The sequence below is a fragment of the Streptomyces sp. NPDC004284 genome (assembly GCF_042874035.1).
GTDB lineage: Bacteria > Actinomycetota > Actinomycetes > Streptomycetales > Streptomycetaceae > Streptomyces.
Window position 1 is genome coordinate 219,968 of the sequence record NZ_JBIAMJ010000009.1, and the last position, 20,830, is coordinate 240,797.

The window sequence follows — 20,830 nt, forward strand, 5'->3', positions numbered from 1 at the left end:
TCGCCGACCGGGGACCCGGGCAGCCGTGGCCGGGAGGTCGCCCGCGTGGCCGACGGCATGGGGCCGGTTGGCACTGCCTGGCGCCCCGGCCCGTGCCGTACTCGTCGCCGCGCGAGGCTCCGTCCTCAGCAGCCGGCCGAGATGCGTAGCCTGCTCGGGTCCCCTCGCCTCCGGTCGTGCGCCGGGCGCACGGCGACCTGTACGCCGAGGCCGAGGAGGATCGGTCGCCTGCCGCCAGTGTCCCGGGATTCCCATTCCTCCCGCACGGATGCGTCGGTCGGGACGCGTTGCCGACCGACGGTGGGGGCCGGCCGGATTCGCTCGAAGCGGGAGGACCAGGATTCGACGTACTGCCTTCGCTGCCGCGGCTGAGGCGGAGGTGGAGGGCGGCCCTCGTGGTTCGTGCGGTCATCTCGTTCCTCGCCCAGGACGCTTGGGTCGGACAGGAATCTGAATCTGCATGCCGAGCACGAAACCGACATCTTGATCGCAGAAGGCGAGACATGCCGGGTCGGGGTGTCGGATAACGGCAGGTCTGCCTGCCGGTGCCCGTCGAGCGGGGCCGGGGGCCTGCCGGTGGCCCTCCGGGGCGATGCGTACGGCGACGTACCCTGGACGTCGATCGATCACCCCGTACAGGAGTCAACGTGGCCGTCAACCTGGTCAATGTCGAGAACGTCAGCAAGGTGTACGGCACCCGTGCCCTGCTCGACGGGGTCTCGCTCGGTGTCTCCGAAGGGGACCGGATCGGGGTGGTGGGGCGCAACGGAGACGGCAAGACCACGCTCATCCGGATGCTGGCGAAGCTGGAGGAGGCCGACAGCGGCCGTGTGACCCACAGTGGTGGGCTGAGCCTCGGGGTGCTCACGCAGCACGATTCGCTGGATCCGGAGGCGACCATCCGGCACGAGGTCATCGGGGTCATGGCGGACCACGAGTGGGCGGGCAGCGCGAAGATCCGGGACGTGCTGACCGGGCTGTTCGGCGGGCTGGACCTGCCGGGGTTCGAGAAGGGGCTGGACACGGTCATCGGGCCGTTGTCCGGTGGTGAGCGGAGGCGCATCGCGCTGGCGAAGCTGCTCATCGAGGACCAGGACCTGATCGTTCTCGACGAGCCCACGAACCACCTCGACGTGGAGGGCATCGCCTGGCTCGCGGGGCACCTGCAGAGCCGGCGGTCGGCGCTCGTCTGCGTGACGCACGACCGGTGGTTCCTCGACCAGGTCTGCACCCGGATGTGGGACGTGCAGCGGGGTGACGTGCACGAGTACGAGGGCGGTTACTCCGACTACGTCTTCGCCCGTGCCGAGCGTGAGCGGATCGCGGCCACGGAGGAGGCCAAGCGGCAGAACCTGATGCGGAAGGAGCTGGCGTGGCTGCGGCGCGGTGCCCCCGCCCGTACCTCCAAGCCGCGCTACCGCATCGAGGCCGCGAACGAGCTGATCGCCGACGTGCCGCCGCCGCGCGACACCAGTGAGCTGATGAAGTTCGCCAACGCGCGCCTCGGCAAGACGGTCTTCGACCTGGAGGACGTGAGCATCAGCGCCGGGCCCAAGGAGCTGCTGAAGCACCTGACCTGGCAGCTCGGGCCCGGTGACCGCATCGGCCTCGTCGGCGTCAACGGCGCGGGCAAGACCTCACTCCTGCGGGCGCTCGCGGAGGCGGCCGTCAGCCAGGGCGAGAAGCAGCCCGCCGCAGGGAAGATCGTCGTCGGCAAGACGGTCCGGCTCGCCTACCTCTCGCAGGACGTCACCGAACTCCCCGCGACCCTGCGCGTCCTGGAGGCCGTGCAGCAGGTCCGTGACCGGGTGGACCTCGGCAAGGGCCGCGAGATGACCGCCGGTCAGCTCTGCGAGCAGTTCGGGTTCAGCAAGGAGAAGCAGTGGACGCCCGTCGGCGACCTCTCCGGTGGTGAGCGCCGCCGCCTCCAGCTGCTCCGTCTGCTGATGGACGAGCCGAACGTCCTCTTCCTCGACGAGCCCACCAACGACCTCGACATCGAGACCCTGACCCAGCTGGAGGACCTCCTCGACGGCTGGCCGGGCTCCATGATCGTCATCTCCCACGACCGGTTCTTCATCGAGCGCACCACGGACCGGACGTTCGCGCTGCTCGGCGACCGGACCCTGCGGATGCTGCCGCGCGGCATCGACGAGTACCTGGAGCGGCGCCAGAAGATGATCGAGGCGTCCGTCCCGGCGCCCGCCGCCGCGCCCGCGCAGGCGAAGTCCGGCGTCTCCGCCGCCGACGCCCGCGCCGCCAAGAAGGAGCTGCAGAAGGTCGAGCGGCAGCTCGACAAGCTCTCCGACAAGGAGGCGAAGCTGCACGCGCAGATCGCCGACAACGCCACCGATTTCGAGAAGGTGGCGAAGCTCGACGCGGAGCTGCGGGAACTCGCGGCGGAGCGGGAGGAATTGGAGATGCGCTGGCTGGAGCTGGCCGAGGACGCCTAGGCCGCGAAAGGCCTCCGGACGCATAACGAGGGCATCACAGGCCGGTCCTCCCTTGGGTACAAGGGGCGGACCGGTCGCTTTTGCGCCATGGCGTGAGTGGTAGAAAGAAAACCCGTTCACGTCAAGGGGGAAACCGCTCATGACCCAGCCGCCGAGCAACCAGCCGCCGGGGGGCTTCGGAGCCCCCCAGGATCCGAACCAGGGCGCCGGGCAGGCTCCGGGCACGCCGTCCGTGCCGCCGGTCCCGCCGCAGGCACCGCAGACGCCGCCCGCTCCGCAGTCCCCGCCGCCCGCCGCGCCGGGACCGTACGGGCAGGTGCCGCAGCCCGGTTACGGATACCCGCAGCAGCCGGGGCAGCCGGGTCAGCCTCCGTACGGTCAGCCCGGTCAGCCCGGTCAGCCCGGTCAGCCCGGTCAGCCCGGCCAGCCCGGCCAGCCCGGCCAGCCCGGTCCGTACGGTCAGCCCGGCCCCTACGGCCAGCCCGGCCAGCCCGGCCCGTACGGCCAGGCGCCGCAGCAGCCCTACGGATACCCGCAGCAGGGCCAGCCCGGCCCGTACGGTCAGCAGCAGAACCCCTACGGCGGCTACCCCGCCCAGCAGCCCCCGGCCCCCGCCGGCGGCGGCGGTCCGTTCAAGGGCCGCACCGGTGTGGTCGCCGCCGTGGCCGCCGGCGCGGTCCTGGTCGCCGCCGTCACGACCTGGGCCGTCGTCGGCGGGGACGACGAGAAGGACCCGGTCGCCAAGCCCACCGCCACGGCCACCGCCTCCGGCGCCCCGAAGCCCACCGCGTCGGTGGACGAGGGCGACGGCTCGGGCGACGGCGACAACGGCGAGGAGGACCTCAACGCGGGCCGCCAGGCCGGCGAGGCGAAGGTCGAGTGGCTCCTCAAGAACAACGTCGACCTGCCCCGGAACGGCTCCGACGTCTTCGGCCCGTGGATCGTCGGCGACACCGTCGTCAAGGCGATGTACAAGGGCGTCGACGGCTACGGCCTGACCGACGGCAAGTCCAAGTGGCACATCGACCTGCCGTTCCAGCTGTGCGCCGCCCCCGCGCAGCCGGCCGCCGACGGCACCATGGTCTTCGGCTACGCCGAGAGCGCCAAGGACGGCGCCAAGTGCACCCAGCTCCAGAAGATCGACCTCAAGTCCGGCAAGGCGGGCTGGAAGAAGACCGTCCCGAAGGCGACGGGCTTCTTCGCCTTCTCCGACAACACCCTGGCCATCAGCGGCAACACGGTCACGGCCGCCGGCTCCAGCAGCGCGTACGGCTTCTCGCTCGCCGACGGCCACCAGCTCTTCAAGGGCGCCGACACCGGCTGCAAGCCCTTCGCCTACGCGGGCGGCAGCAAGCTGATCGCCGCCATGGACTGCCCGTCGGGCAGCACGACCAAGAAGATCCAGGCGGTCGGCCAGGTCGACCCCAACACCGGCAAGCCGAAGTTCACCTTCAAGCTGGAGGCGAACTGGGAGGTCGACAAGGTCTACTCGGTCGACCCGCTGGTCGTCTCGGCGACCCAGCGCGAGCAGAAGAAGTGGTCCATCTTCTCGCTCGACGCGAACGGCAGGCCCCGCTCGCAGATCCAGGGCGGCAAGGACACGTTCGCGCCCTCCTGCGGCGGCGGTCTGGTCATCTTCGGCCGCAACCTCCAGGGCTGCACCGGTGTCGCGGCCGACGCGAACACCTTCTACATGGCCACCGAGGGCGGCTACGGCAAGACGAACGAGGTCGTCGCCTTCGACCTGAACACCGGCAAGGCCAAGTGGCGTTCCAAGGCGCCCGAGGGCCGCACGGTGACCCCGCTGCGCATGGAGGGCTCCGACGTCCTGCTGTACGCGGCCCCGCTGTACGACAAGGGCGGCTTCGTCGCCACCCTCGCCCCGACCGGCGGTGCGCCGAAGATCCTGCTCCAGCACCCGGCCTCGACCACCGAGATCGAGAGCAGCTTCTACGACGCGGGCTACGCCTACGGCAGCGGCACCTTCGTCGTGGCGAGCGGGCGTGTGTCGGCGTCCAACGACAAGGACGAGATGCAGGTCAAGACGATGATGGCCTTCAGCAAGTGAGGTACACGGACCGATGACGCAGCCACCCCCGCCCCCGCCGAACCAGCCGCCGGACCCGCAGGGCGGCTTCGGCGCCCCGACGCCCCCGCAGGACGCCGGCTTCGGAGCCCCGACGCCGCAGGAGCCCGGCTACGGCTACCCGCAGCAGCCCCAGCCGGAGCCCGGCTACGGCTACCCGCAGCAGCCGCCGGCCCAGCCCGACCAGGGCTTCGGCCAGCCGCAGCAGCCCCCGGCGTACGGCTACCCGACCGCGCCCCAGCAGCAGCCGCAGCAGCCCCCGCAGTACGGCGGCTACCCGCAGCAGCCGCAGCAGCCGGTCCCGCCCCCGTACGGCTATCCGACGCAGCCGCAGCAGCCGCAGTACGGCGGCTACGCCCAGCCCGCCCCGCCCCCGGCACCCGGCGGCGGCAAGAAGCTGTCGGCGCAGCTCCAGATCGTCATCGCGGCGGTCGTCGCCGTCGTCCTGATCGTCGGCGTCGGCATCTGGTACGCCAACTCCGGCGGCGGTGACGGGGGCAACGAGGCCAAGGGCTCGGGCGGTTCCTCGCAGGGCACCGGCGGCGGGAGCACCGGTGCCGGCGGGATCGGCGGGGGCGGCAAGGAGAAGGTCCCGGCGAGTACCCAGGCGAAGATGGCCTACACGGTCGCGGAGCCGAAGGTCCAGGACCTCACCGACGTCTCCGGTTCCTGGCTCACCGACAAGTCGTTCGTGAAGCCGGGCGTGAACTCGCTCGTCGCGTACGACCTGGACAAGGGCACTGTCCAGTGGACGCTGCCGCTGACCGGCCAGGTCTGCGGCGCCTCGCGCCACGTCACCGCGGACAACAAGACGGCGATCCTCTTCGAGGCCGCCAAGCGGACCGCTCCGCGCTTCTACCAGAACTGCACCGAGGTCGGCGTCGTCGACCTGAACACGGGCAAGCTGATGTGGTCGACCTCGGTCACCGGCGGCACGGCCGGCGACGCGAAGGCCCGGTTCAGCGAGGTCACGCTCAGCGGGACGACCGTCGCGGCCGGCGGCACCGACGGCGGCGCCGCGTTCGACCTGGCCAACGGCAACCCGCGCTGGAAGCCGCAGGCCAACGACCAGAACTGCTACGACCTGGGCTACGGCGGCGGGGAGGGCCTCGTCGCGGTCCGCAAGTGCGGCTCGTACGACAACCCGAACGTCCTGATCCAGAACCTGAACCCGACCACGGGCGCCCCGATCTCGCAGTACAAGATGCCGCCCGGCGTGAAGTACGCGGCGGTCGTCTCCACCAAGCCGCTGGTCGTCGCGGCCGACGTCGGCGACACCGCCGGTGACGGCAGCGGCATCTCGGACTTCTTCTCGATCGACGAGAAGACCGGGAAGCTGAAGGCGAAGATCACGGCGGACGCGGAGCAGTACGCGGCCCGCTGCCGCTCGACCAGGGTCGAGGCCTGCTCGCAGGCGCTCGTCGGCAACGGCCGGCTGTACGTGCCGACCGAGGAGCACGAGGGCAGCACCGGCGACTTCGGGTCCGAGACCAACGAGATCATCGCCTTCGACCTGGCCACCGGGCGCACGGTGCCGGAGAAGGCCGACGCGGGCGACAAGTACACCTTCGTCCCGCTGCGGATGGACGGCGGCAACCTCATCGTCTACAAGTCGCCCCCCTACGACAAGGGCGGCCGGATCGTCTCGGTCGACGGCGGCACGATGAAGGAGACGCTGCTCCTGGAGAACCCGGCGGACAAGTCGATCCACAACGCCGAGACCAGCTTCAGCCTCAACGGCTCCGAGATGCTCTACGGGAACGGCCGGTTCTTCATCTCGGGGACCATGGTCAGCAAGCCGCGGGACACCCCCTCGGCCGCCGACATCAAGGAGTACCTGATCGTCGCCTTCTCCGCGGGGCACTGACGGCCGGTACGACGCGCGCGCGTGGGCCCCTCCGGATCATCCGGAGGGGCCCACGCGCGTGTGTGCCGGGGTGCGTTCAGCGGCCCGACATGGAGGAGTCGTCGATCGGGTTGTACGTGATCCTGGAGATGCGGCAGTCGGAGCCGGCGCCGCCCTTCCACTTGCAGGTCTCGACCCAGGCGCGCAGCGGGGTGCCGTTCGTGATCGCGTAGGTCGTGCGGTTCAGGCCCGTGCCGGCGCCGCTCGTGACCATGTGGGTGGTCCAGTAGTGGCGGCCCTCGCCCGCGGACTCCGTGACGAGGCGGACGCTGACCGCGTAGCCGTCGGCGTTGGTGTCCTGGACGGAGAGCATGACCGGGTCCAGGCGGTCGCTCCGCCACTGCCATCCGGCGACGACCTTGGAGAAGGGCGTCGTCAGGTACACCTCGCTCTTGGGGACGGGGGCGGCGTGCGAGGTGCCGGCCGCGGCCGGGACCAGCAGGGCTGCCGCGGCGGCGGCCAGGGCGACGGAGCGACGGCGGACGGTCATGGAGCTTCCCCTCTTCTGCGGTGTGTCGATCATGTCAGACCGGACGGCCGTCGGATTCTGACGGCTCGCCAGTTCCGTCCCCCTCAGGGGGGATTCGCCGTCCGGACGTGCCGGGCGCGCGGTTGGGGTGGTGCGGGGCGGGGCAGCGTGTAGCTTTCCGGGTCGGGCCGCCGGGACAGCCGGCGGGCCAGGAGGAGGGGGGATGGCCGGGATGGGCGTACGCCTCGTGGTGGTGGACGACCACCGCCTGCTCGCGGAGGCGCTCGCCTCGGCGCTGAAGCTGCGCGGGCACCGGGTGCTCGCGGCGGCCGCGCCGGTGGCGGGGGCCGCGGAGCTGGTGGTGAGCCGGGCGCCGGAGGTCTGCCTCCTGGGCACGGCGGCGCCGGACGCGCCGGGGGCCTTCGATCCGGTCGTGCGGATCAAGCGGGAGCGGCCGCAGGTGGCCGTGGTGGTGCTCGGCCCGGTGCCGTCGCCGCGCGGGATCGCGGCGGCGTTCGCGGCCGGGGCCTCGGGGTACGTCCGCCACGACGAGCGCATCGAGGGCGTGGAGCGCGCGCTGGTGAAGGCGCGGGCGGGGGAGTCGGCGGTGGCGCCGCAGTTGCTCCAGGGGGCCTTCGCGGAGCTGCTGCACCCCTCGGCGCAGCCGGACGACGAGGCGCAGCGGCTGCTCCGGCTGCTGACCCACCGGGAGGTGGAGGTGCTCGTCCGGGTCGCGGAGGGCGAGGACACCCGGCTGATCGCGGCGGGGATGGGGATCGCGCCGAGCACGGCGCGGACGCACGTGCAGCGGGTGCTGATGAAGCTGGGGGTCGGTTCGCGCCTCGAGGCGGCGGCGCTCGCGGCCCGTACGGGGCTGCTCGACCGGGCGGTGCCGGGGCAGCGCAGGCCGTACTGAGTTCCGGGTCCGGGCGGCGCGGGCCGTACTGAGTTCCGGGCCCGTCGGGGCGGTGCCGGGCTTCGCCATTGACTCCGATGTTTGATTGTGGTTCTTTGTGCGTGGTTCTGTTTGGTCCGCCCTGGAGGGCACACCCCCGTGAAGAAGACCGTGACCACGCTCGCCGACGGGCGCGAGCTGATCTACTACGACACGCGCGACGACGTCGTCCGCACCGCCGTCGACCCGCGCCCCCTCGCCCGCGTCGTCTCCCGCTCCGAGATCCGGTACGACGAGCTGACCGGCGACAACGTCGCCGTCGCCTCGCACCGGCAGACCCGCACCTACCTCCCGCCGGCCGACGCCTGCCCGCTCTGCCCGGCCCGCGACGGCCGGGAGAGCGAGATCCCCGAGGAGAGCTACGAGGTGGCGGTCTTCGAGAACCGCTTCCCCTCCCTCTCCGGCGGCGTCGGCCGCTGCGAGGTCGTCTGCTTCACCGACGACCACACGGACTCCTTCGCCGACCTCACCGAGGAGCGGGCCCGGCTCGTCCTCGACGCCTGGACCGACCGGACCGCGGAGCTCTCCGCCCTGCCCGGCGTCGAGCAGGTCTACTGCTTCGAGAACCGGGGCGCGGAGATCGGCGTCACCCTGCCCCACGCACACGGCCAGATCTACGCCTTCCCGTACGTCACGCCCCGCACGGCCGCCATGCGCCGCCGCGCCGACGAGCACCGGGCGGCGACCGGAGGGAACCTCTTCGACGACCTCGTCGCCCGCGAGAAGGCCGACGGCGAGCGGGTGGTCCTGGAGACCGAGCACTGGATCGCCTTCGTGCCGTACGCCGCCCACTGGCCGTACGAGGTCCACCTCCACCCCAAGCGGCGGGTGCCCGACCTGCTCGCCCTCGACGAGGGGGCCCGCACGGAGTTCGCACAGGTCTATCTGGAACTCTTGAGGCGCTTCGACCGGATCTTCGGCCCGGGCGAGCCGCCGACGCCCTACATCGCCGCCTGGCACCAGGCGCCGTTCACGGACGAGCGGCGCGAGGACTTCGGACTGCACCTGGAGCTCTTCACCGTCCGGCGGGCCTCGGGCAAGCTGAAGTTCCTCGCGGGCACCGAGTCCGGCATGGGCGCGTTCATGAACGACGTACGGCCGGAGGACGCGGCCCGGCGCATTCGAGAGGTGGCAAGCGCATGAAGTATCTGGTGACGGGCGGGGCGGGTTACGTGGGCGGCGTGGTCGCCGCCCACCTCCTGGAGCGGGGCCACCGGGTCACCGTCCTCGACGACCTCTCCACCGGCTTCGCCGAAGCCGTCCCCGAGGGGGCCGAGTTCATCGAGGGCCGCATCCAGGACGCGGCCGAGTGGCTCGACTCCTCCTACGACGGAGTCCTGCACTTCGCCGCCTTCTCCCAGGTCGGCGAATCGGTCGCCAAGCCCGAGAAGTACTGGGAGAACAACGTCGGCGGCACCATGGCCCTGCTCGCCGCGATGCGCTCCGCCGGGGTCCGCAGGCTCGTCTTCTCCTCCACCGCCGCGACCTACGGCGAGCCGGAGACCGTGCCGATCACCGAGACCGCGCCGACCGCGCCCACCAGCCCGTACGGGGCGAGCAAGCTGGCCGTCGACCACATGATCGGCGGCGAGTGCGCCGCCCACGGCCTGGCCGCCGTCTCGCTGCGCTACTTCAACGTGGCGGGGGCGTACGGCGCACAGGGCGAGCGGCACGAGCCCGAGTCCCACCTGATCCCGCTCGTCCTCCAGGTCGCCCTGGGCCGGCGCGAGGCGATCTCCGTGTACGGCGAGGACTACCCGACCCCGGACGGCACCTGCGTCCGCGACTACATCCACGTCGCCGACCTCGCCGAGGCCCACCTCCTGGCCCTCGACGCGATGACGGCGGGCGAGCACCTGATCTGCAACCTCGGCAACGGCAACGGCTTCTCCGTCCGCGAGGTCGTCGAGACCGTCCGCAAGGTCACCGGCCACCCGATCCCCGAGATCACCGCCCCGCGCCGCCCCGGCGACCCGGCCGTCCTGGTCGCCTCCGCCGAGGCCGCCCGCGAGCGGCTCGGCTGGACGCCGTCCCGCCCGGACCTGGCCGATGTCGTCGCCGACGCCTGGGCGTTCGCGCGTCTCCACCATGAGGAGGAGGGCGCATGAGCCTCGCCGCCGACTTCGAGGCGCTGTACGGCGCCGCGCCCGACGGCGTCTGGGCCGCCCCCGGGCGGGTCAACCTCATCGGGGAGTACACCGACTTCAACGACGGCTTCGTGCTGCCGCTCGCGCTGCCGCACACCACCACCGCCGCCGTCGCCCGCCGCGAGGACGGCGTCCTGCGCCTGCACTCCGCCGATGTCGACGGCGGGATCGTCCAGTTGGACGTGGACGCCCTGGAGCCGCTCTCCGGCGGCGGCTGGGCCGCCTACCCGGCCGGTGTCGTCTGGGCGCTGCGGGAGGCCGGGCACCCCGTCACCGGGGCCGACGTCCACCTCGCCTCGACCGTGCCGACCGGCGCCGGGCTCTCCTCCTCGGCGGCCCTGGAGGTCGTCACCGCGCTCGCCCTGAACGACCTGTTCGGGCTCGGGCTCTCCCGGCCCGAGCTCGCCCGGCTCGCCCAGCGCGCCGAGAACGCCTTCGTCGGCGTGCCCTGCGGGGTCATGGACCAGATGGCCTCCGCCTGCGCCGAGGAGGGCCACGCCCTCCATCTGGACACCCGGGACCTCTCGTACCGCCAGGTCCCCTTCGACCTGGCGCGCGAAGGGCTCCAGCTGCTCGTCGTCGACACCCGCGTGAAGCACGCGCTCGGCGACGGCGCGTACGCCGAGCGGCGCGCCGGTTGTGAAGCGGGTGCGCGGGCGCTCGGTGTCACCACCCTGCGCGAGGTGAGCGCCGCGCATCTCCCCGAAGCGCTCGCACGTCTGAGCGACGAGACGGTTCTGCGGTACGTGCGGCACGTCGTCTCGGACAATGCCCGGGTCGAGCGGACCATCGCGCTGCTCGACGCCGGCGACACCCGGGCCGTCGGCCCGGTCCTCACCGAGGGCCACGCCTCCCTCCGGGACGATCTGCGGGTCTCCTGCCCGGAGCTGGACCTCGTCGTCGAGGCGGCGAACGCGGCCGGGGCGCTCGGCGCCCGGATGACCGGCGGCGGCTTCGGCGGCTCGGCGCTCGTCCTCGTCGACACCGAGCGGGCGGAGGCGGTCACGGCCGCCGTCGGGAAGGCCTTCGCCGAGGCCGGGTACGCGGCCCCGGGCGTCTTCCCGGCCGTGCCGTCGGCGGGCGCGCGGCGCCTCTGACCCCACCGCTCGCGTCCGCACGGCTTCGGACGGTTTCCGGGAATCGGCCCCCACCACGGCGCCCCGCCCCTACTCTGTTGGGCAGCGCCGGTGGGGGCCGGTGCTGTTCAGGGGGCGAGACCCGTCGGGTACGGCGCCAGAAGCGGGGTAACAGTCAACGCACGGCGGCGGCCGTGCGTTCGGCGGACCCGCCTCCGGCGCCGTACCCGCGTCGGTCCGTTCCTCGACACTTGGGAGTGTCCGTGGCACGCATCCGCGTCCTGGTGGTGGACGACCACCGCATCTTCGCCGAATCGCTGGCCGCCGCCCTGGCGGCGGAGCCCGATGTCGACGTCGCCGCCGCCGGCAGCGGCCCGGCGGCCCTGCGCTGTCTGGAGCGCGGCGCGGCGGAGGGCCGCAGGTTCGACGTGCTGCTCGTCGACGCCGAGCTGGGCGCGGGTCCCGTCGGCCCGGCCGCGGCGCGCGCGGTGCCCGAGGACGCCGAGGGCGCCGTGGACGGGATCTCGCTGGTCATGGGCGTACGAAGGGCGCAGCCCGCGCTCCGCACGGTCGTCCTCGCGGAGAAGGACGACCCGCGCCGGGCCGCGCTCGCGCTCCAGGCCGGGGCCTCCGGCTGGGTCGCGAAGGACTGCTCGCTGCAGCGGCTCCTCGCCGTCGTGCGGGGCGTGCTGCGGGACGAGACGCATCTGCCGCCCGCGCTGCTCACGGGCGTCCTGCGGGAGCTGACGGCGGCCCGCAAGCACCGGACGGACAGCGAGCGGCTCGTGGAGTCGCTGACCCCGCGCGAGCGGGAGGTGCTGCGCTGCATGGTCGCGGGCCTGGGCCGCAAGGCGGTCGCCGAGCGCCTCTTCCTGTCGCCGCACACCGTCCGTACGCACATGCAGAACGTGCTGGGGAAGCTGGGCGTGCACTCGACGCTGGCGGCGGTGGCGCTGGCCCGCCGGGCGGGCGTGGGGCCCGCCGAGCCGGTGCTAGCCGGGGACGTTGTCGAACGGGGCGGTCAGCCGGCGTAGCAGTCCGGCCAGCTCGCCGCGCTGGGTGCTGGAGAGCTGGGCCAGGATGGCGCGCTCCTGGGCGAGGAGCCCGGCGAGCGCCTCGTCGGCGCGGTCGCGGCCCTCGGGGGTGAGCCGGACGAGGACCCCGCGCCGGTCGCTGGGGTCGGGGAGCCGCTCGACGAGGCCCTTCTTGGTGAGCCGGTCGATGCGGTTGGTCATGGTGCCCGAGGTGACCAGGGTCTGGGTGAGGAGCTGGCCGGGGGAGAGCTGGTACGGGGCTCCGGCCCGGCGCAGGGAGGTCAGGACGTCGAACTCCCAGGGCTCCAGCTGGTGCTCGGAGAAGGCGAGCCGACGGGCGCGGTCGAGGTGGCGGGCGAGCCGTGAGACACGGCTGAGCACCTCGAGCGGTTCCACGTCGAGGTCCGGGCGCTCGCGGCGCCATGCTGCGACCAGTCGGTCGACCTCGTCCTCCATGGCGATCAGTGTAGAGGGTCTGTTGACATAAAGTCTCTTGTATTCGAGTTTCTCGATATCGAGTATCTTGGAGTCAAGATACATTCCGCCGGACCATGGAGAAAGGACCCGCCCGGAACTCCCTTCCGCTTCGGCACCCCGTGCCGGCAAGGAGGCTTCGCCCATGCACCCCGCGCAACCCGTCGCACCGACCTGGGACCCCCGGCAGTACCTCCACCACTCCGGACACCGCACCCGCCCGTTCCTCGACCTGCTCGCCCGGATACCCCGGCTGCCGGCCCAGGACCGGCCCGCCCGCATCGCCGACCTCGGCTGCGGCCCCGGCAACGTGACGGTCCTCCTCGCCGACCGGTGGACCGACGCGCACATCACCGGCTTCGACCTCTCGCCCGAGATGCTGGAGCGCGCCGAGAAGGACTGGGCGGGCACCACCCGGGGCGGCGGCCGGCTCGACTTCCGGCAGGCCGACGCCGCCCACTGGACCCCCGACGAGCCCTACGACCTGATCGTCTCCAACGCGGCCCTCCAGTGGGTCCCCGACCACCCCCGGTCCTTCGCCGCCTGGATCGACGGACTCCGCCCCGGCGGCACCCTCGCCTTCCAGGTCCCCGGCAACTTCACCGCGCCCAGCCACGTCCTGCTCGGCGAGCTCTGCGAGACCCCCGAGTGGCGGTCCCGCCTCGGCGGCCGGGCCCGCCGCCGCGTCCCCGTCCTCGACCCCGACGAGTACCTCGCCCGCCTCGCCGACCTCGGCTGCGAGACCGACGTCTGGGAGACCACGTACCGCCACGTCCTCCAGGGCGAGGACCCCGTCCTCGACTGGGTCAAGGGCACCGCCCTGCGCCCCGTCCTCACCACCCTCGGCGACGACCGGAAGGCGGTCGACCACTTCCTCGCCCAGTACCGCGCCCTCCTCCGCGAGGCCTACCCGCCCGGCCCGCACGGCACGGTCTTCCCGTTCCGCCGCATCTTCGCGGTCGCCCGCAAGAAGCCCTGAAGGGGGTGGACGCGGGGGCGCCCCGCGCCGGAGAACCGGGGCGGGGCGCCCGCGGAAGACCCTCGGTCCGTCACTGGACGGAGTTGTAGATCCCCCAGCCGCCGCCGAGCCTGGCCCGCGGGGCGAACTTGCCCGGGGCGGTGTTCAGGTAGCGGTAGAGGTCGCCGCCGGAGGTGATGCCGAGGAGGTCGGCCTTGCCGTCGGCGTTGAGGTCGCCGGGGGCGACCAGCTTGCTGTACGCGTTCCAGCCGGAGCCGATGTTCACGCGGGCCTTGAACGGCGTGGTGGCGTTGCCGGTGCCCGGGTACACGTACAGGTTGCCGGTCGTGGTGCGGGCCACCAGGTCGGTGCGGCCGTCCCCGGTGTAGTCGCCGGCGCCGAGGAGCTTGTCGTACGCGCCCCAGCCGCCGCCGATCTTGATGCGGGTGGCGAGGGCGGTGCCGGCGCGGCGGCGGTGGCGGCCGCGCGGAGACGACCTCGTTCACAGGCCGGGAGCACCCCTCGTCGGGTGCCGGACGGGAGTCCGCTCACGCGTGCGGGCGCCCGCACCGGGGTTCCGGTGCGGGCACCCGCGGCCACGTCAGTACAGGTTGGTGTAGGTCTGGAAGCCGCGGCCGGTCCACACCCGGGAGGAGAGGGCGGCGCTGGTGCCCGTGCCCGTGCCCAGGTACCGGTACAGGTCGCCCGCCGAGGTCACGCCCAGCAGGTCGGCCTTGCCGTCGCCGTTCAGGTCGCCCGGCGCCGCCAGCATGGTGTACGTGCCCCAGCCCGTGCCGATCCGCACGCGCCCGGTGAACGGAGCGGTCGCGGAGCCGGTGCCCTTGTACAGGTACAGGTTGCCGGAGCCGTCCCGGGCCAGCAGGTCCGTACGCCCGTCGCCCGAGAAGTCACCCGCGCCGAGGATCCGGTTGTACGCGCCCCAGCCGGAGCCGACCTTGATCCGGGAGGCGAGGCCCGTGCCCGCGCCGTTGCCCTTGTACAGCCACAGGACACCGGAGGCGTCCCGGGCCAGCAGGTCGGATGTGCCGTCGCCGGACAGGTCGCCCGGGCCGACGAGCAGGTTGTAGATCTGCCAGCCGCCGCCGAAGTCGTACTCGATGCTGGTGTTGTAGAGGTGACCCTGGTAGACCTCCAGGAGGTCGGCGAACGCGCCCTCGTCCAGGGCGGAGACGTACGAGAGGTGCGCGCCGGCCCAGGCGCCGGCGGGGCCCCACTGCGCGCGTGCGGTGAGCGTGCCGTTGTTCTGGTCGCCGTACCAGAAGAGCGTGCCGGCCTTGTCGCGGCCGAGGAACCCGCTCCTGCTGGCGGTCGGGATGTTGCCCGCCCCGCCGAACTGGTCCACGCTGAGCCAGCTGCCGGAGAGCTTCACCCGCGCCGAGTACGCGCCGTTGCCGAGACCGCTGTAGCCCCAGAGCGCACCGGACTGGTCACGGGCGAGCAGATCGGCCTTGCCGTCACCGTTGCGGTCGTCGGGGGCGACGATCTGGTTGTACGTGCTCCAGCCGGTGCCGATCACCTGGCGCGTCTTGAACGGCGCCGCCGGGTCGCCGGTGCTGCCGTAGAAGTACAGCCGGCCGTCCGTGGTGCGGGCCACGACGTCGCCGAGGCCGTCGCCGCTGTTGTCACCTATGCCCACGAGCTGGTCGTAGACGCCCCAGCCGGAGCCGACCTTCACGCGGCCCGCGAAGGGCGCCGTCGGCACGCCGGTCGCCCGGTAGAAGTACAGCTCGCCGTCGTACTGCCGGGCCAGCAGGTCGGCCCTGCCGTCACCGTCGACGTCACCGGGCGAGAACAGCTTGTTGTAGATGGTCCAGCCCGTGCCCGACCAGGTGAGCGTGCCGGAGGTCGAGGTGGCCTCCGCGTACAGCCGGAGCACGCCGTTCCGGGAGACCGAGAGCACCTCGGGCTTGCCCGTGCCGTCCTGGTCCCCGAGCGGAACGAGGTCGAGGTTGTGGGTGAGGAGCGAGTCGTCCGCCGTGAACTTGACGGCATCCGCCGTGGCGGTCCGCGCGACGTACGTCCGGCCGTCCTGCTTGCGGTGGATCAGATCGGTCCTGCCGTCGCCGTCCACGTCGAAACGGGCCGGCACGACGGCCGACGCCTCGGCGGCACGGACAGCGCCCGTCTCGACGGCCGGCTGCGACATGTCCAGCTTCGGCGTCGTCGTGTCGGCGATCAGCGGCTGCTCCACGACCGGCCGCGGCGGCCGGGGCGCCGGCTCGGCCACGGCGGGAGACGCCAGCAGCATGCCGGCGGAGAGGGCGAGCGCGGTGCAGGTGGTGACACGACGAGCACGCCCGGAGAATGCGGAACGCAAAAGATCCCCCCCTGGGGAACGTGAGAACCAAGGACCGGAAAGAGGGGTCCGCGGCGCCTCCGCACGGCCACGGGCGCGTAAGGCCTCGGGCGCGTACGGAGGGCGAACACCCCCCCGGATGTGGGGAGGAGTGTACTCCCGAGCGGAAGTGGGGAGTCCAGCCGGTTTCCCCGGTCCGTCAGCTTTCACGGTGCTCGGCTCGTACGGCGCTCAGTTCTTGCGGTGCCCTATCAGCCGCGGCTTCTGCTCCAGACCGTCGAGCCCGTGCCACGCCAGGTTCACCAGATGCGCCGCGACCTCCGCCTTCTTCGGCTTGCGGACGTCCAGCCACCACTGGCCCGTCAGCGCCACACTGCCCACGAGGGCCTGCGCGTACAGCGGCGCCAGCTTCGGGTCGAAGCCGCGGGCCTTGAACTCCAGGCCGAGGATGTCCTCCACCTGCGTGGCGATGTCGCTGATCAGCGACGCGAACGTGCCCGTCGACTGCGCCACCGGCGAATCCCGTACGAGGATCCGGAAACCGTCCGTGTAGTTCTCGATGTAGTCGAGCAGCGCGAACGCCGCCTGCTCCAGGAGCTCCCGCGGATGCCCCGCCGTCAGCGCCCCCGTCACCCCGTCGAGGAGCTGCCGCATCTCCCGGTCGACCACGACCGCGTACAGCCCCTCCTTGCCCCCGAAGTGCTCGTACACCACCGGCTTGGAGACCCCGGCCTTCGCCGCGATCTCCTCCACCGACGTGCCCTCGAAGCCCTTCTCCGCGAAGAGCGTGCGACCGATGTCGAGCAGCTGCTCCCGGCGCTGCGCGCCCGTCATCCGCACCCGGCGCCCACGCCGGGCCGGCTGCTTCTGCTCTCCGCCGCTGCTGCTGCCGGTACCGCCGGTCCTGCCCTCGATCGCCACGTCTTCCATCATGCCGCGTCGGCGGGCGCGGTCTGGCGGCGGGCTTCGATGCGGGCCTTCGCCGGCCAGCGCACATCGCTCGCCCAGCCCAGCTGCTCGAACCAGCGGATCAGCCGCGCGCTGGAGTCGAGCTGGCCGCGCAGCACCCCGTGCCGGGCCGACGTCGGGTCCGCGTGGTGCAGGTTGTGCCAGGACTCGCCGCAGGACAGCACCGCCAGCCACCACACGTTGCCCGAGCGGTCACGCGACTTGAACGGACGCTTGCCCACCGCGTGGCAGATCGAGTTGATCGACCACGTCACGTGGTGCAGCAGCGCCACCCGTACCAGCGAGCCCCAGAAGAACGCGGTGAACGCGCCCCACCACGACATCGTCACCAGACCGCCCACCACCGGCGGGATCGCGAGCGACACGATCGTCCACAGCACGAACTGGCGCGAGATCGCCCGGATCGCCGGATCCTTGATCAGATCGGGCGCGTACTTGTGCTGCGGCGTCTGCTCCTCGTCGAACATCCAGCCGATGTGCGCCCACCACAGGCCCTTCATCAGCGCCGGAACCGTCTCGCCGAACCGCCACGGCGAGTGCGGGTCGCCCTCCGCGTCCGAGAACTTGTGGTGCTTGCGGTGGTCCGCCACCCAGCGCACCAGCGGACCCTCCACGGCCAGCGAACCCATGATCGCGAGCGCGATCCGCAGCGGCCGCTTCGCCTTGAAGGAACCGTGCGTGAAGTACCGGTGGAAACCGATCGTGATCCCGTGGCAGCCGATGTAGTACATGACCACCATCAGCCCCAGATCCAGCCAGCTCACCCCCCAGCCCCAGGCCAGCGGCACCGCCGCGAGCAGCGCCAGGAACGGCACCGTGATGAACAGCAGCAGGGTGATCTGCTCGATCGAACGCTTGCTGTCCCCGCCCAGCGTGGCGGAGGGCAGGGCCGCGGTGTCGTCCGGCGCCTCGGACGCCGTCGTCATCTCGGGGCTCATGGTCATGGGTGTCCCTGGTGAGGAGTGGGTGAAGAAGGGGAACGCGTCGAAGGACGAAGTCGTGGCTACGCCTCCGTAACCTACGGCGTCGTAAGTATGGCAGCGCCGTGGCGCGCGGCAAGAGGGCGCAAAGAGGGGACCTGCCCGCCGCCCACCATGTGGACACCTATCCTGGACGCGTCGGACAGCGCGGTCCGCAAGCCTCCGGAAACCCCTCCAGACGTGCTCAAACACTGCAAGGAGCCGCACCTGTGAGCAGTGCCGACCAGACCCCCACCGCCAGCACCGAGCTGCGCGCCGACATCCGCCGACTGGGCGATCTTCTCGGCGAGACCCTCGTGCGCCAGGAAGGCCACGAACTCCTCGACCTCGTCGAGAAGGTCCGCCGCCTCACCCGCGAGGACGGCGAGGCCGCCGCCGAGCTGCTCCGCGGCGTCGAACTCGAGACCGCCGCCAAGCTCGTCCGCGCCTTCTCCACCTACTTCCACCTCGCGAACGTCACCGAACAGGTCCACCGCGGCCGCGAGATGCGCGAGAAGCGCGCCGCCGAGGGCGGCCTCCTCGCCCGCACCGCCGACATGCTCAAGGACGGCGACCCCGAGCACGTCCGCGAGACCGTCAAGAACCTCAACGTACGGCCCGTCTTCACCGCGCACCCCACCGAAGCCGCCCGCCGCTCCGTCCTCAACAAGCTCCGCCGCATCGCCGCCCTCCTGGAGACCCCGGTCGGCCAGTCCGAGCGGCGCCGCACCGACCTGCGGCTCGCCGAGAACATCGACCTCATCTGGCAGACCGACGAGCTCCGGGTGGTCCGCCCCGAGCCCGCCGACGAGGCCCGCAACGCCATCTACTACCTCGACGAGCTGCACGCCAACGCCGTCGGCGACGTCCTGGAGGACCTCGCCGCCGAACTGGAGCGCGTCGGCTTCGACCTGCCCTCCGGCACCCGCCCGCTCACCTTCGGCACCTGGATCGGCGGCGACCGCGACGGCAACCCCAACGTCACCCCGCAGGTGACCTGGGACGTCCTGATCCTCCAGCACGAGCACGGCATCACCGACGCCCTCGAACTCGTCGACTTCCTCCGCGGACTGCTCTCCAACTCCATCCGCTACACCGGAGCCACCCAGGACCTCCTGGACTCCCTCCAGCGCGACCTGGAACTCCTCCCGGAGATCAGCCCCCGCTACAAGCGCCTCAACGCCGAGGAGCCCTACCGCCTCAAGGTCACCTGCGTCCGGCAGAAGCTCCTCAACACCCGCGAGCGCCTCGCCCACGGCACCCCCCACCAGGACGGCCGCGACTACCTCGGCACCGCCGACCTCATCCGCGACCTCACCCTCGTCCAGACCTCCCTGCGCGAGCACCGCGGCGCCCTCTTCGCCGACGGCCGCATGGACCGGGTCATCCGCACCCTCTCCGCCTTCGGCCTCCAGCTCGCCACCATGGACGTCCGCGAGCACGCCGAGGCCCACCACCACGCCCTCGGCCAGCTCTTCGACCGCCTCGGCGAGGAGTCCTGGCGGTACGCGGACATGCCCCGCGACTACCGGCAGAAGCTGCTCGCCAAGGAGCTCCGCTCCCGCCGCCCGCTCGCCCCGACCCCGGCCCCCCTCGACGCCGCCGGCGAGAAGACCCTCGGCGTCTTCCACACCATCAAGGAGGCCTTCGAGCGCTTCGGCCCGGAGGTCATCGAGTCGTACATCATCTCGATGTGCCAGGGCGCCGACGACGTCTTCGCCGCCGCCGTCCTCGCCCGCGAGGCCGGCCTGATCGACCTGCACGGCGGCTGGGCCAAGATCGGCATCGTGCCGCTCCTGGAGACCACCGACGAGCTCAAGGCCGCCGACGTCATCCTCGACGACATGCTCGCCGACCCCTCCTACCGGCGCCTCGTCTCGCTCCGCGGCGACGTCCAGGAGGTCATGCTCGGCTACTCGGACTCCTCCAAGTTCGGCGGCATCACCACCAGCCAGTGGGAGATCCACCGCGCCCAGCGCCGCCTCCGCGACGTCGCCCACCGCTACGGCGTCCGCCTGCGGCTCTTCCACGGCCGCGGCGGCACCGTCGGCCGCGGCGGCGGCCCCTCGCACGACGCGATCCTCGCCCAGCCCTGGGGCACCCTGGAGGGCGAGATCAAGGTGACCGAGCAGGGCGAGGTCATCTCCGACAAGTACCTGATCCCCTCGCTCGCCCGCGAGAACCTCGAACTGACCGTCGCCGCCACCCTGCAGGCCTCCGCCCTGCACACCGCGCCGCGCCAGTCCGACGAGGCCCTCGCCCGCTGGGACGCGGCCATGGACACCGTCTCGGACGCCGCCCACACCGCGTACCGCGGGCTCGTCGAGGACCCCGGCCTGCCGGCGTACTTCCTCGCCTCCACCCCCGTCGACCAGCTCGCCGACCTGCACCTGGGCTCACGGCCCTCCCGCCGCCCCGGCTCCGGCGTCTCCCTCGACGGACTCCGTGCCATCCCCTGGGTGTTCGGCTGGACCCAGTCCCGCCAGATCGTCCCCGGCTGGTACGGCGTCGGCTCCGGCCTCAAGGCCCTGCGCGAGGCCGGACTCGACGCGGTCCTCGGCGAGATGTACGAGAAGTGGCACTTCTTCCGCAACTTCCTCGCCAACGTCGAGATGACGCTCGCGAAGACCGACCTGCGGATCGCCCGCCACTACGTGGACACCCTGGTCCCCGACGACCTCAAGCACGTCTTCGACACCATCGAGGCCGAGCACGAGCTGACCGTCGCCGAGGTCCTCAAGGTCACCGGCGGCGAGAAGCTCCTCGACTCCAACCCGGTCCTCCAGCAGACCTTCGCCATCCGCGACGCCTACCTGGACCCGATCTCCTACCTCCAGGTCGCGCTCCTCGCCCGCCAGCGCGCGGACGCCGAGCGCGGCGAGGACCCGGACCCGCTGCTCGCACGGGCCCTGCTCCTCACGGTGAACGGCGTGGCGGCGGGCCTCCGCAACACCGGCTGACGCCCTTCCCGTACGCATGACGAAGCCCCCGCCGGTCAGAACCGGCGGGGGCTTCGTCATGAGCCGT

15 protein-coding genes and 1 pseudogene are annotated in these 20,830 nt (G+C 72.2%); 10 read left to right on the forward strand and 6 right to left on the reverse strand.

The genetic code is table 11. The annotated features are described in order from the left end of the window. Positions 1-647 precede the first annotated feature (647 nt). The 3 genes from ACFYUS_RS24350 (at position 648) to ACFYUS_RS24360 (ending at position 6,406) form a co-directional block, all read left to right on the forward strand. Positions 648-2,453, forward strand: coding sequence for an ABC-F family ATP-binding cassette domain-containing protein (locus ACFYUS_RS24350; protein WP_388855738.1), 1,806 nt, complete (start codon positions 648-650; stop codon positions 2,451-2,453). Between the two features lie 139 nt (positions 2,454-2,592). Beyond that, on the forward strand, positions 2,593-4,521 hold the full coding sequence (locus ACFYUS_RS24355; RefSeq protein WP_388855741.1) for a PQQ-binding-like beta-propeller repeat protein: 1,929 nt from the start codon (positions 2,593-2,595) through the stop codon (positions 4,519-4,521). A gap of 13 nt (positions 4,522-4,534) precedes the next feature. Further along, positions 4,535-6,406, forward strand: coding sequence for a PQQ-binding-like beta-propeller repeat protein (locus tag ACFYUS_RS24360; RefSeq protein WP_388855743.1), 1,872 nt, complete (start codon positions 4,535-4,537; stop codon positions 6,404-6,406). Positions 6,407-6,482: 76 nt separating this feature from the next. Here ACFYUS_RS24360 and ACFYUS_RS24365 read toward each other — a convergent pair whose 3' ends face one another. Next, positions 6,483-6,935 carry a hypothetical protein gene (locus ACFYUS_RS24365; protein WP_388855746.1) on the reverse strand — a complete coding sequence of 151 codons (453 nt, stop codon included), beginning with the start codon at positions 6,933-6,935 and terminating at the stop codon, positions 6,483-6,485. A 211-nt stretch (positions 6,936-7,146) separates the two neighbouring features. Between ACFYUS_RS24365 and ACFYUS_RS24370 the strand changes: the two genes are divergently transcribed. The 5 genes from ACFYUS_RS24370 (at position 7,147) to ACFYUS_RS24390 (ending at position 12,126) form a co-directional block, all read left to right on the forward strand. After that, positions 7,147-7,830 (forward strand): LuxR C-terminal-related transcriptional regulator, encoded by a 684-nt coding sequence (locus ACFYUS_RS24370; RefSeq protein ID WP_388855891.1) that lies wholly within the window; start codon positions 7,147-7,149, stop codon positions 7,828-7,830. Between the two features lie 138 nt (positions 7,831-7,968). After that, complete coding sequence (gene galT / locus ACFYUS_RS24375; RefSeq protein ID WP_388855749.1) at positions 7,969-9,012, forward strand: galactose-1-phosphate uridylyltransferase; 1,044 nt, start codon at positions 7,969-7,971, stop codon at positions 9,010-9,012. Next, complete coding sequence (gene galE / locus ACFYUS_RS24380) at positions 9,009-9,977, forward strand: UDP-glucose 4-epimerase GalE (protein ID WP_388855752.1); 969 nt, start codon at positions 9,009-9,011, stop codon at positions 9,975-9,977. The genes galT and galE overlap by 4 nt, the downstream gene beginning before the upstream one ends. After that, positions 9,974-11,113, forward strand: a complete 1,140-nt coding sequence (galK, locus tag ACFYUS_RS24385; RefSeq protein WP_388855755.1) for a galactokinase — start codon at positions 9,974-9,976, stop codon at positions 11,111-11,113. The genes galE and galK overlap by 4 nt, the downstream gene beginning before the upstream one ends. A 242-nt stretch (positions 11,114-11,355) precedes the next feature. Continuing rightward, a complete protein-coding gene (locus ACFYUS_RS24390; RefSeq protein ID WP_388855759.1) occupies positions 11,356-12,126 on the forward strand; it encodes a LuxR C-terminal-related transcriptional regulator in 771 nt (256 codons plus the stop codon). Here ACFYUS_RS24390 and ACFYUS_RS24395 read toward each other — a convergent pair. Beyond that, positions 12,085-12,582: a MarR family winged helix-turn-helix transcriptional regulator gene (locus ACFYUS_RS24395; protein ID WP_388855762.1), complete on the reverse strand. Its 498-nt coding sequence runs from the start codon at positions 12,580-12,582 to the stop codon at positions 12,085-12,087. The two genes, ACFYUS_RS24390 and ACFYUS_RS24395, sit on opposite strands and share 42 nt — an antisense overlap. Positions 12,583-12,745: 163 nt before the next feature. On the opposite strand from ACFYUS_RS24395, the gene ACFYUS_RS24400 reads away from it, so the two are divergent. Then, entirely contained in the window at positions 12,746-13,579 is an 834-nt protein-coding gene (locus ACFYUS_RS24400; RefSeq protein WP_388855765.1) for a trans-aconitate 2-methyltransferase, read from the forward strand. Positions 13,580-13,820: 241 nt separating this feature from the next. On the opposite strand, the pseudogene ACFYUS_RS24405 reads toward ACFYUS_RS24400, so the two are convergent. The 4 genes and pseudogenes from ACFYUS_RS24405 to ACFYUS_RS24420 form a co-directional block, all read right to left on the reverse strand. Continuing rightward, positions 13,821-13,919 (reverse strand): annotated as a pseudogene (locus ACFYUS_RS24405) (hypothetical protein); the annotation flags it as partial. A gap of 240 nt (positions 13,920-14,159) precedes the next feature. Continuing rightward, entirely contained in the window at positions 14,160-15,896 is a 1,737-nt protein-coding gene (locus ACFYUS_RS24410; protein ID WP_388855768.1) for an FG-GAP repeat domain-containing protein, read from the reverse strand. A gap of 210 nt (positions 15,897-16,106) precedes the next feature. Further along, positions 16,107-16,805 carry a TetR/AcrR family transcriptional regulator gene (locus ACFYUS_RS24415; RefSeq protein WP_388855894.1) on the reverse strand — a complete coding sequence of 233 codons (699 nt, stop codon included), beginning with the start codon at positions 16,803-16,805 and terminating at the stop codon, positions 16,107-16,109. Further along, entirely contained in the window at positions 16,805-17,788 is a 984-nt protein-coding gene (locus tag ACFYUS_RS24420; protein ID WP_388855771.1) for an acyl-CoA desaturase, read from the reverse strand. The genes ACFYUS_RS24415 and ACFYUS_RS24420 overlap by 1 nt, the downstream gene beginning before the upstream one ends. Positions 17,789-18,033: 245 nt before the next feature. On the opposite strand from ACFYUS_RS24420, the gene ppc reads away from it, so the two are divergent. Further along, on the forward strand, positions 18,034-20,763 hold the full coding sequence (gene ppc / locus ACFYUS_RS24425) for a phosphoenolpyruvate carboxylase (RefSeq protein WP_388855774.1): 2,730 nt from the start codon (positions 18,034-18,036) through the stop codon (positions 20,761-20,763). The last annotated feature ends 67 nt before the right edge of the window (positions 20,764-20,830 follow it).